Source organism: Candidatus Edwardsbacteria bacterium RifOxyA12_full_54_48, assembly GCA_001777915.1.
Classification (GTDB): Bacteria; Edwardsbacteria; AC1; order AC1; family EtOH8; genus UBA2226.
On the sequence record MFFN01000004.1, the window covers coordinates 860,955 to 873,130 of the forward strand.

General features: G+C 55.4%; 12 protein-coding genes. All 12 read left to right on the forward strand.

What is annotated here, in order from left to right; genetic code table 11:
• The first annotated feature begins 16 nt into the window (after positions 1–16).
• The 12 genes from A2273_05485 (at position 17) to A2273_05540 (ending at position 12,176) form a co-directional block, all read left to right on the forward strand.
• Positions 17–1,261: a hypothetical protein gene (locus tag A2273_05485; GenBank protein ID OGF07913.1), complete on the forward strand. Its 1,245-nt coding sequence runs from the start codon at positions 17–19 to the stop codon at positions 1,259–1,261.
• Between the two features lie 100 nt (positions 1,262–1,361).
• Positions 1,362–1,760, forward strand: coding sequence for a hypothetical protein (locus A2273_05490; GenBank protein ID OGF07914.1), 399 nt, complete (start codon positions 1,362–1,364; stop codon positions 1,758–1,760).
• Positions 1,761–1,792: 32 nt separating this feature from the next.
• The gene (locus tag A2273_05495; protein ID OGF07915.1) at positions 1,793–2,782 is read left to right on the forward strand and encodes a hypothetical protein; all 990 of its coding nucleotides are present in this window, start codon (positions 1,793–1,795) and stop codon (positions 2,780–2,782) included.
• Positions 2,779–3,264 carry a hypothetical protein gene (locus tag A2273_05500; GenBank protein OGF07916.1) on the forward strand — a complete coding sequence of 162 codons (486 nt, stop codon included), beginning with the start codon at positions 2,779–2,781 and terminating at the stop codon, positions 3,262–3,264. Before A2273_05495 ends, A2273_05500 begins: the two co-directional genes overlap by 4 nt.
• Complete coding sequence (locus A2273_05505) at positions 3,254–5,071, forward strand: methylaspartate mutase (protein ID OGF07917.1); 1,818 nt, start codon at positions 3,254–3,256, stop codon at positions 5,069–5,071. Before A2273_05500 ends, A2273_05505 begins: the two co-directional genes overlap by 11 nt.
• Positions 5,072–5,208: 137 nt before the next feature.
• Positions 5,209–6,330 (forward strand): hypothetical protein, encoded by a 1,122-nt coding sequence (locus A2273_05510; protein ID OGF07918.1) that lies wholly within the window; start codon positions 5,209–5,211, stop codon positions 6,328–6,330.
• 122 nt (positions 6,331–6,452) lie between these two features.
• Complete coding sequence (locus A2273_05515) at positions 6,453–6,806, forward strand: hypothetical protein (protein OGF07919.1); 354 nt, start codon at positions 6,453–6,455, stop codon at positions 6,804–6,806.
• Positions 6,807–7,336: 530 nt separating this feature from the next.
• Positions 7,337–8,104 (forward strand): hypothetical protein, encoded by a 768-nt coding sequence (locus A2273_05520; GenBank protein ID OGF08038.1) that lies wholly within the window; start codon positions 7,337–7,339, stop codon positions 8,102–8,104.
• Between the two features lie 13 nt (positions 8,105–8,117).
• Positions 8,118–8,780 carry a hypothetical protein gene (locus A2273_05525; GenBank protein OGF07920.1) on the forward strand — a complete coding sequence of 221 codons (663 nt, stop codon included), beginning with the start codon at positions 8,118–8,120 and terminating at the stop codon, positions 8,778–8,780.
• 19 nt (positions 8,781–8,799) lie between these two features.
• The gene (locus tag A2273_05530) at positions 8,800–9,624 is read left to right on the forward strand and encodes a hypothetical protein (GenBank protein ID OGF08039.1); all 825 of its coding nucleotides are present in this window, start codon (positions 8,800–8,802) and stop codon (positions 9,622–9,624) included.
• Position 9,625: 1 nt separating this feature from the next.
• Complete coding sequence (locus A2273_05535; protein OGF07921.1) at positions 9,626–10,231, forward strand: hypothetical protein; 606 nt, start codon at positions 9,626–9,628, stop codon at positions 10,229–10,231.
• Between the two features lie 19 nt (positions 10,232–10,250).
• Positions 10,251–12,176, forward strand: coding sequence for a hypothetical protein (locus A2273_05540; GenBank protein OGF07922.1), 1,926 nt, complete (start codon positions 10,251–10,253; stop codon positions 12,174–12,176).

Consider the following 12,176-nt stretch of genomic DNA (forward strand, 5'->3'; position numbering starts at 1 on the left):
TAACGGAGGTGTAACCATGAGGGTAAAATTTCTTTTTGCTGTTGCACTATGTTTTGCCGGGCAGACGCTGGCCCAGGACAGCTCTAACGTGCGGACAGTAGGCTTTTACGACACGCCGGGCGATGCTTATGGCATAGCAGTATCCGGTGGCTACGCCTATTTGGGGGATTATGGACTGCGAATAATCAACATTTCAAATCCAGCCAATCCAACCGAAACCGGAGCCTACGAAGATTATGGCAATACTTATGGCGTTGCCGTCACCGGCAATTATGCTTATGCGACGAATGGTTATAGCGGATTGAGGATCATAGATGTTTCTTCCCCGTCCAGTCCCACCGAAACAGGGGGCTACGATACGCCCCATTACGCACAGGCTGTAGCGGTAGCCGGAGGATATGCCTACGTGGCCGAAGGAGATTCAGGGTTGCGGGTCATAAACGTATCTGATCCGGCCAGTCCCACCGAAGCAGGCAATTACGTTACGCCCCATTTTGCTTATGGTGTGGCGGTTGACGGCAATTATGCTTACGTAGCGGACTATTATGCAGGGTTGCGGGTCATTGACATTTCAGACACAGCCAACCTGACCGAGACAGGCTTCTATGATACTCCAGGAAGGGCTTTGAGTGTAGCAGTAAACGGGAATTATGCCTATGTAGCTGACTTTGATGCCGGGTTAAGGATAATAGACATATCAAACCCTTTAAATCCTTCAGAAGTTGGTCATTGCGATACTCCGGACAATGCATGGGGCGTAGCCGTGTCGGGCATATATGCCTATGTCACTGCAGCTACTGCCGGACTTCGAGTAATAGATATCAGCGATCCGGCTGCACCTGTAGAGGTAGGTTATTACGACACGCCGGGATCGGCAACTGGGGTGGCCTTTGCCGGAGGCTTAATATATGTGGCAGACGGATCATCCGGGCTTGGTATTTACCAGGGCTACGGGCCGGCGGGGATAGCTGGCGACCCACTGCAAAATGCAAATTTAAAAATTCAGAATTTAAAATTACGGGTATACGGAAATACTGTTGAGTATTCTCTCCCGCAGAGCGGTCAGGCATCCATAAAAGTATTTAATCTGCTGGGGCAGGAGGTGCGGACGCTGGCAAACGAGTTCAAAGGTTCCGGGGTTTACAGTTTGCAGTGGAACGGCCGGGATGCCGGCAAACGGAAAGTGGCCAGCGGGGTGTACCTGGTGCGGCTGGAATCAAATGGACAGACGGCCACCGGGAAGATGGTGATAGTAAGGTGACACCCCCCCAACCCCTCTTATTAGAGAAGAGACACACCCCTAAACCCCTCTTGATCAGAGGGGAAGCTTTAAGCATCAATATTTTGGTATAAAAGGCATCATGTCAAATTCCTCCATCTCCGATCTAGGCGAGGTCGGCCCGGAACGGGCCAAGGAACTTCTGGCCAAGATCGCCAACCAGGTGGTCAAACGAAAACTGACGGTGCCGGCCATCATGTTCATCGAGTCGGTCAAGCCGCTGACCTTCATCGGCAGCCAGGCCCTGATCTTCTTCCAGCCCATGGTCCAGGCCTTTCTGAACCGCAAGGAATATGATGAATTCGCGGTGCTGATGGAGGACCGGGATAACGTGGAACTCCTTTTGCAGGAGATTGAACGCCAGGAGGCCGAGTGGCAAGCCAGGGAGAAGGCGGAAAAGGATGAGGCCAAAAAAATGAGAAAGGCCGAGGGCAAGAAGACCTGGTGGGAGAAGATAAAAGGATGGGTAGGATTAAAATAAAGGGATGGTTTTATTTTTGAAGGAGAAGAAAAATGTTTAATATATTACAAATACAAAATTTTAAGTCGATAAAAGATTTAAAATTAGATTGTAAAAGGGTTAATATTTTTATTGGGAAACCCAACACGGGGAAAACAAATATTTTAGAAGCGTTGGGATTGATGGGTTTAAATCAATCACCCAATGGATTAAGTGATTTAAAAATATTTGCCAGGCACGAAACTATAAATAATTTATTTTATGATGAAAATATTGAGCAACATATAACAATAAAATTTGGTGATTATTTATTTTCTCTTAGCTATGATAAACAAAATTTTTCAGGTTATATTGGAAGCGGTGCTACTGTTATACAACCTTTTTTTGAGTTTAAAGCAGATTATGAGCATATAACGAGTTCCACAAACTCACAAAAGAAAACCAATATAAAATACTATCGTTATAACGAAAAGACAAAATATAATTTAAAAGAAGCAGACTATTTGCTTCCTGTTGTTGGTGATAATTTGGTGTTCTTGTTAACTATAAATAAAAAATTACGATCATTAACAGCTGATTTATTTAAAGAATTTGGATTGAGAGTTGTTTTAGAGCCGCAGATAAATCAGATAAAAATACAAAAAGAAATCGATGATATAATAATTACATATCCATATATACTAGTATCTGATACATTAAGGCGCCTTATTTTTCATTTAGCTGCAATAGAAACAAATAAAGACTCTGTAATAGTACTTGATGAACCGGAAGCATTTGCTTTTCCGTATTATGTCAAGTACATTGCGGAAAGGATTGGTTTGGATGACTCTAATCAGTATTTTGTTGCGACCCACAATCCCTATTTTTTAAGTTCAATAATTGAAAAAACACAAAAAGAGGATTTGGCTATATTTGTTTCATATTTTGATGATTATCAAACAAAAATCAGAACCATTAAAGATAATGAAATCTCGGGCATTTTTGAAATGAGCCAAAACAAAGACATCTTCTTGAATTTAGAAAAATATATAAATAAGTTATGATATTTATTGAATGTAAAGCAGATGAAACTTTGGTTTCATCGTTTAACATTGATGCAAATGATATACATCATTCCAACGGCAAAGGTGGTGTTTGCGAAAATTTATCAAAGGCAACAAATGCTATTGGTATCATTGATAAAGATATTGGAAGCAGTCAGCCTAGGTATTTAGACTTATTGGAAAAAATCGAAAACAATAAAGATTTTGAAATTTACGTTGATAAAAACAAATTGAATAAATTGATACTTTTGTGTCCTAAATTAGAAGGGTGGCTAATTAAAGCATGTAAAGAAGCTAATGTTGACTTAAATAAATATAAATTATCAGATGATGAAAAAAGATTACATGCAATTATAAATTTAAATGTTAATAGGTTAGAAAAAGTTCTCGCGTTGCTTCCTGGTCGTAGTTCTTTATATTCAAAGTTAGAAAAACATATAAAAATTCCATATAATCCATTAGGAGACGACGATGGCAGTTGATCCCAACAAGCTGAAAACGATCCTGGTCACCGACTGCGGCAGCACCACCACCAAGGCGATCCTGATCGAATACCAGAACGGCGAATACCGCCAGACCACCCGGGGCGAGGCCCCCACCACGGTGGAGAAGCCCTTCGAGGACGTCACCAAGGGGGTGCTCAACTCGGTGCGCGAGGTGGAGGAGCTGTCGGGCCGCAAGATACTCAACGGCGACGACATCATCACCCCGGCCGAGGGCATGACCGGCGTGGATATCTACATGTCCACCTCCTCGGCCGGCGGCGGCCTGCAGATGATGGTGGCCGGAGTGGTCAAATCCATGACCGGCGAATCGGCCGCCCGGGCGGCCCTGGGGGCCGGGGCCATCGTGATGGACGTGCTGGCCTCCAACGACGGCCGCCTGCCGCACCAGCGGATCGAGCGCATCCGCCACCTGCGCCCGGACATGATCCTGCTGTCCGGCGGCATCGACGGGGGGACGGTCACCCACGTGGCCGAGATGGCCGAGCTGATCGCCGCGGCCGATCCCAAGCCCCGCTTTGGGACCAGCTACCGCCTGCCGGTGATCTACGCCGGGAACAAGGACGCCCGGGAGATCATCACCAAGACCCTGGAGTCCAAGACCGCCCTGCTGATCAAGGACAATCTGCGGCCGGTGCTGGAGCGCGAGAACCTGACCCCGGCCCGCGACGCCATCCACGACGTCTTCATGGAGCATGTGATGGCCCACGCCCCGGGCTACAAAAAACTGATGGCCATGGCCCATGAGGTGCCGATCATGCCCACCCCCGGCGCGGTGGGGCTGATGATCCAAAGCCTGGCCAAGGCCGAGCATATCGCGGCGGTGGGGGTGGATATCGGCGGGGCCACCACCGACGTCTTTTCGGTGTTCTTCGACAAGGGCACCGACAGCGACGTCTTCAACCGCACCGTCTCCGCCAACCTGGGGATGAGCTACTCCATCTCCAATGTGCTGGCCGAGGCCGGCATCGCCAATATCATGCGCTGGGTGCCGTTCGAGATGGACGAGGCCGAGGTCCGGAACCGGATCCGCAACAAGATGATCCGGCCCACCACCATCCCCCAGACCCAGGAGGAGCTGCAGATCGAGCAGGCCATCTCCCGCGAGGCCCTGCGGCTGGCCTTCGTCCAGCACAAGAGCATGGCGGTGGGCCTCAAAGGCGTCCAGCAGGAGCGGACCATCTCCGACGCCTTCGAGCAGACCGGCTCGGGCGAGACCCTGATCAACATGATGGACCTCAAGATCCTGATCGGCTCCGGAGGGGTGCTGTCGCACGCCCCGCGCCGGGTGCAGTCGGCCCTGATGATGATCGACGCCTTCCAGCCCGAGGGCATCACCACCATGGCGGTGGATTCCATCTTCATGGCCCCGCACCTGGGGGTGCTTTCCACGGTGCACGCCAAGGCGGCCAACGAGGTCTTTCTCAAGGACTGCCTGGTGCGGCTGGGCTCCTGCATCTGCCCCACCGGCCAGGGCAAGGAGGGACAGCCCTGCGTCACCGTCAAGTACACCAGGGAGGACGGCTCGGTGGTCGAGGAGAAGATCAAGGTCGGCCAGATGAAGCTGATCCCGCTGGCCGAAAAGTTGAAGGCGGTGGTGGTCCCGGCCAAGGGCTTCGATATCGGAGCCGGCAAGGGCAAGGAGATGGAGGTTGATCTGGAGGGCGGGACGGTGGGTCTGATCATCGACGGCCGGGGCCGGCCGCTGGTGATCCCCGAGGACAAGAAGGAGAGGATCAAAAAGCTGACCGAGTGGAACCAGGCCTTGGGAGTATATCCCAAATAAATGACCCCTCCCCAGCCCTCCCCGTTGCGGAGAGGGCTGCTGTTAAAAAAGATAATTGTAAGGACACGGCAGGCCGTGTCCCAACCGAATAACGTAAGGGCAATTCATGAATTGCCCCAACAATAAGGAAATATACTATGGCACATGCATATACCCCGGGACTGAAGGTAACCGAGAAGACCCTGATCAAAAAAGACCGCCGCCTTCCCCTGAAAGGCCAGGTGATAGTCAAGAAGGGCGACAAGGTAGGCTCCGACCAGATAGTGGCCAGGACCGAGCTGCCGGGCAATGTCCAGCCGGTCAACGTCTCCGGTCTTTTGGGCCTGCTGGCCGAGGATGTGCCCTCCCACATGATGAAAAAGATCGGCGACCCGGTGGCCAAGGATGAGACCCTGGCCGAGAGCAAGGGGTTCTTCGGGCTGTTCAAGAGCAGCTGCAAGGCCCCGGTGGCCGGGACCCTGGAGTCCGTCTCCAGCATCACCGGGCAGGTGATCCTGCGGGAGCCGCCCATGCCGGTCCAGATCAAGGCCTACATCGACGGGCAGGTGACCGAGGTCAGCGAGTCCGAGGGTGCCACGGTGGAGGCTTTCGGCAGCTTCATCCAGGGCATCTTCGGAGTGGGCGGGGAGACCAACGGAGATATCAAGGTGGTGGCGGCCGACCCCTCACAGGAGCTGACCGTGGAGATGCTGACCCCCGACTGCAAAGGGAAGGTGGTGGTCGGCGGATCGCTGATCAAATACGGCGCCCTGAAGAAGGCGGCCGAGGTGGGCGCCAAAGCGGTGGTGGTGGGCGGCATCGATGATGCCGATCTGAAGAAACTGATGGGATACGACATCGGGGTGGCCATCACCGGGCATGAGGAGGTGGGGCTGACCCTGGTGGTCACCGAGGGCTTCGGCCAGATGAGCATGGCCGGCAAGACCTTCAAACTGCTCAAGTCCAAAGAGGGGCTAAAAGCTTCGGTCAACGGGGCCACCCAGATCAGGGCCGGCGTGATGCGCCCCGAAGTGATCATTCCGCTAAGCAGCCAGGATGCCGGCAGCGAGGCCGTCAAGGAGGCCGGGGGCATGGAGATCGGCAGCGCCATCCGGGTGATCCGCCAGCCGTACTTCGGCAAGATCGGCAAGGTGTCGGCCCTGCCGCACGAACTCCAGCAATTGGAATCCGAGAGCCACGCCCGGGTGCTGGAGGTGACATTCGAGGACGGCACCAAGGCGGTGGTGCCCCGGGCCAACGTGGAACTGATCGAAGACTGAAACCGGGTTTTTGGGGCCTGGGTTTTTACTGCCAGGGGGCAAGGTATCAACTTGGGAAAGGATGATAACCGCTTAAAATGGCACTCCAAACAGTAAGGTTTGAATACGACCCGGAGATTAACGTGCTGTTCACCGAGGACGACTACTCCATTAGCAGCGGGCAGGACGTGGATGAGTTCATCCGCCTTAACCAAGAGAAGCTGGAATCCCTGGGCCGCCGAGTGTATATGATATCAAAAATCGACGGACTACATATCGGGGCCCAGGCCAGTGAATACTTTGGACAACGGGCAAGGGAAGTTTTCCAAAAATACATCCTGGGCTTCGCCCGCTATGGAGAAAATCCCGTGGCCAGGATGACGGTCCGTACTTCATCCAAGAAGGCCAAGCTGGAGTCCAATATCTGCAAAACCAGGGAGGAAGCTATCCGGGTCATCGAGCAGATCAAGAAGGGCCCGGGACCGGAAAACGGATAATTCGGGTATAAAACCATTGAGAGTCCCGATAATATTAACACCTTAACAATGTCCGGGGAGATTTTTGAAATCGAACCGGGCATAATTTTTCAACCATAACAAAAAAGGCCAATATGCAATTAAAAATAACAATATTGACATTATTGGCGCTGTCCGCCGGGCTGTCCTTCTCGGAGGCTGTTTCCGCCTTTGATCCGCCCCCCCCCAATTTTTATGTGGAGAATCTGAAGGCGGAGGATGTTCCCAATGATGCCGGAGGCGAGCTGCGGGTGACCTGGGAACTGCCGGCCTACCAGGGTCCGGAGATATTGGTGCTGCGATTACAGAGGGCCGGATCCCAGGAGGGTCCGTTCTCCCAGATCGTCGAAATGGCTCCCGGGATCAGCGAGTACTCGGACCAGGGGCTGGCCAACGGAAAAAAATATTTCTATCGAATAGATGCGGTCACCGATGCCGGGGTGTTTGCTTCCCGGGTCAGCGAGCCGGCGGTTCCGCGGGCATCGTGGTTCAACAGCCAGCGGGTCAGCCTACTGATCGCTTTGGCCCTCTTTGCCGGGCTGGTGCTGTTCTTCATCTGGCGGGCCAGAAGGGGGGCCACCCTGTTTGTCCGCAAGATAACCGGCCTGTCGGCGGTGGACGAGGCCATCGGGCGGGCCACCGAGATGGGACGCCCCATCCTGTATCTGCCGTCGGGGGGGCTGTCGGCGGTGTCCGACATCCAGACCCTGGCCAGCCTGGTGATCCTGGGGCGGGTGGCCGAGAAGGCCGCCGAGTATGAGACCCCCCTGCTGGTGCCCTGCTCCGATCCCCTGGTGATGACCCTGGCCCAGGAGATCGTCAAGGCCAGCTACATGAACGCCGGGCGGCCGGACGCCTACCGGGCCGAGAACATCCGCTACCTGACCAACGAGCAGTTCGCCTATACCGCCGGGGTGGACGGCATCATGATCCGCGAGAAACCGGCGGCCAATTTCATGATCGGGACCTTTTACGCCGAGTCCCTGATCTTGGCCGAGACCGGCTATGCCACCGGGGCCATCCAGATCGCCGGCACCGCCATGATCACCCAGCTGCCGTTCTTCGTGGCGGCCTGCGACTACACCCTGATCGGCGAGGAGATCTACGCCGCCTCGGCCTACCTGTCAAAGGAGCCGGTGCTGATGGGCACCATCAAGGCCCAGGACTGGGGCAAGGCCATCGCCATCGGGCTGATAATTCTGGGCGTCATCCTGGAGACCCTGGCCCTGAAATATCCCCAGCTTCACTTTTTCGCCAGCCGCTGGCTGGCCTCGCAGTAAGGAGATCACTGAAATGAAAAAAACACTGCCATTGACGATCACTTTCCTGGCCGGGTTCTACATGATACTGGCCTTCTTCGTGCCGCACAAGATCATCGCGGCATCGGCCCAGGAGATGCAGTCCTGGGAGATCATCATCGTGGCCTTCACCCTGGTGCTGGGGATCGGCAATCTGATCCAGGTGCATGCCGACAAGATCCACCGCCAAAAAAGCGGCTGGTATTACAGCCTGGTGCTGCTGATATGCCTGGTGTCGATGATGGTGATCGGGCTGTTCTGGGGCATCAACGAGGGCACGGCCTACTACTGGCTGTACGACAACGTGATGGCGCCGCTGTCGGCCGCCATGTTCTCGCTGCTGGCCTTCTTCATCGCCTCGGCCGCCTACCGGGCCTTTCGGGCCCGCAACAAGGAGGCCACCTTGCTGCTGGTGGCCGCCACCATCATCATGATCGGCCGGATCCCGCTGGGCAACCTCATCTGGCACCACCTTCCCTGGCTGGGGGCCAAATTCCCCAACGCCCTGGAAGGCCTGACCCAGTGGATCATGGACATTCCCAACGCCGCCGGCCAGCGGGGCATCAAGATCGGGGCGGCCCTGGGGGCGGTGTCCATGGCCCTGCGGATGCTGCTGGGTATCGAACGGTCCTACCTGACCACCGGGGGAGGCAATTAAGATGGGATTCAAGGAAACGATGACCAAACTCACCCAGCTGGACCGCCGCTGGATATTTTTGGCCATGGGGCTGGTGGTGGCCGCGGCCCTGCTGGTCGATCTGAAAATGCCGGTGACCATCTCCCAGGACGTGCGGCGGGCCTACGATCTGATCGACAGCCTGCCGGCCGGGACCCCGGTGCTGTTCTCCTGGGACTACGATCCCGGCTCGATGCCGGAGCTGCATCCCCTGGCCGACGCCATGCTGCGGCACGCCATGCGCAAGGACCTGAAGGTGGTGATGATGGGGCACTGGGTCACCGGCATTCCGCTGATCGAGCGGCAGATCGGCGAGGTGATCCGGAAGGATTTCCCCGGCAAGGCCTACGGCACCGACTACGTCAACCTGGGCTACAAATCGGGCCAGTATGTGGTGGTGGTCTCCATGGCCCAGAACATCTACGACGCCTTTCCCCAGGACTATTACCACAACCGGACCGACACCCTGCCGCTGATGAAAAAGGTAAGGTCGCTCAAAAACCTGGCCGCCATCGTATCCTTCTCGGCCGGCGATCCCGGCCTGCTGATGTGGATCCAGTTCGCCTGGCAGCGCTTCCGGATCCCGGTCACCGGCGGATGCACCGCGGTGTCGGCCCCGGAGTTCTCGGCCTACCTGCAGTCCAACCAGCTGCAGGGCCTGATGGGCGGCATGCGGGGGGCGGCCGAGTACGAGATGCTGATAGACCGCCCGGCCGCGGCCACCACCGGGATGTCGGCCCAGAGCCTGGGCCATTTCCTGATCATCGCCTTCATCATCATCGGCAACATCGCCTACTTTGCCACCCGCAAGAAGGAGGAGAAATAGCATGGCGGTATTCGGAACCTGGCTGGCGGCGCTGCTGGTGCTGTGCATCTACAGCTTTTTGTACAAGGACAACCCGCTCTACAAATTCGCCGAGCATGTCTACGTGGGGATCTCGGCCGGCTATTTTGTGGCGGCCGAATACCACAATGTGGTGCTGCCCAATCTGCTGACCCCCCTGTACCGCGACTTCGCTCACAAGTTCTATCTGATAATCCCCGGGATACTGGGGCTGATGATATTCTTCGCCTTCTCCCGCAAGCTCAACTGGCTGATCCGGTTTCCCCTGTCATTCGTGGTGGGCATCGGGGCCGGCCTGACCGTGATGGCCTTTCTGTCGGCCGATGTCCTGGCCCAGGTGCAGGCCACCGCCATTCCTCTGAACTCGCTCAACAATGTCCTGTTCGTGGGCGGGGTGCTGACCACCCTGGTCTACTTCTTCTTTTCGGCCCAGCACAAGGGATTCGTGGGCGGGACCGCCCAGGTGGGGGTGTGGTACCTGATGATCGCCTTCGGGGCGGCCTTCGGCTACACGGTGATGGCCCGGATATCGCTGCTGATAGGGCAGATGCAGTTCCTGCTGGGCAACTGGCTGCACATATTGAAATAAAATATTTTATTCTGGCCGGATGCTAAAATTGGAAAATAAATCGTACGCCAATAAAGGGAAGCCGATAATCATTGGGTTTTTGTTTTTACTCGCATGGTTCGCGGTTTCTTTCTTCAACGGGCGCTTCACCTGGGGGTTTGATCATCTGCAGTATTACCCGTTGTGGTTCCGGCTGGGCTGGATCTTGGTGGGAGTTTCGGTCTTTTTATTCCTAAGCTTAGGGGCTCCAAGGCTGCCAAAAACAGAGGGCCGGTTTGCTGTCCGGAAGCCCTGGGGCCTGGTCCTGCTGTTAGCTGTCATGGGAGGGCTGTTCTTTTTGCTGCGCCAGGCCATCCCCCTGCTGGGGGACGGCTTCCTGAGGGTCCGCGAGATCTCCGGCGGCCGGATAATCTCCCTGACCGAGCCTTTGACCACCATGCTCCACGGCCTGCTGTTCAGGATCCTGTCCGGGAAGGTCACCGCTGATGCGACCCGGGCCTACGTTATGATCAGCATCCTGTCCGGTCTGGCGGTGGTTTGGCTCTATCGAAGGATATCCACCCGGTGGTTCGGAAACAGCCCTTGGCTTGCCATGGCCCTGCTGCTGGGTTTGGGCTTCAACCAGATATTCTTCGGCTATGTGGAGAGCTACGCTCCTTTTATATTGGCGGTCCTGGCCTTCGCCTGGCTGGGCGCCCGGTCCCTGGAGGATGAAGCCGGGCCCCTGCCCCTGGTGCTTCTATTCGGGCTGATCGTGGCCCTGCACGCCAAGGGAATCTTTCTGCTGCCGGCCCTGGTCTATGTGCTGGCGGCCAAGTGGGCGGAGGTCCGCCGGAAATTGTGGTGGGTTGTTCCCCTGTCGGCGGCCCTGCCGCTGGCGGTGGTGCTGGCCGGAAAGTGGCTATCGCCGGATATTCACTGGGAGACCTCGCTGGGCGAGATCCCCCAAAAACCACTGCTGCCGCTGTGGGACGGGATGTGGGGCTATGGTATTTTTTCCCCCGGACACTGGATGGACATCTTGAATGAATACCTGCTGACCATCCCCGCCATCATTTTTTTATTCTCGGCGTTGCCGATCGAACGCGCCAGGATCAAGCCGGATCGGGCAACGATCTTTTTGTCACTGCTGGCCATCAGCGGGCTGGCTTTCATCGTCATCACCGATCCCAAGCTGGGGGCCGCCCGGGACTGGGACCTGTTCGCCTGGGCGGGCATTCCGGCGGCGCTTTGGGCCCTTCACCGGCTGCGACATGACCCGGGCCGGGGGCGGTTGTTGGCCCTGGGCGGTTTTTTATCGCTGTGGCTGGCCATCCCCTGGCTGTTCCTCAATTCCAGTCCGGACCTGTCGGTAAAACGATATTTAAATTTACTGGAGCAGGATAAAAAATCATCGGCCTACGGCTACGAGAACCTGGCCATCTACTACCGGACCAGTGGCCTTTACGATAAAGCCGAGCAAGTCTATAAAAAAGCGGTGGAGAACGAACCCCGGCATCCCCGGATGCTCTATAACTACGGAAGCGCGCTGGCCTGGAACGGCAGACACGCCGAGGCAGTGGAGTTTTTTGTCAGGGCTCTGGAGATAGACTCAGCCGGATCGGATTACTGGAGTAATCTGGGGGCAACCTTTCTGAAAATCAACCAGCCGGAAAAGGCGGCCGGGGCATTGGAAAAAGCGGTGCAGTATAACACTGCCAACGGCAACGCTTGGTTCAATTTGGGGATCGCTTATGCTATCCTGGAAAATTGGCCCAAGGCCGACGAATCATTTTCCAACGCCTTCATCAACGGCTGCGGCGATCTCTGGCTGGCGGCTTACTGGGGCGAGGTTCAGCTCCGCCTGGGCCAGTATGAAAAGGCCGCCCAGAATCTGGGGATGGCGATAAAATCCGGAATAAAAGATAGTGCAGTGACCGACGGGTACCACCGGGCGGTCTCCGCAGTCGAAAGGATGAAAAAATAA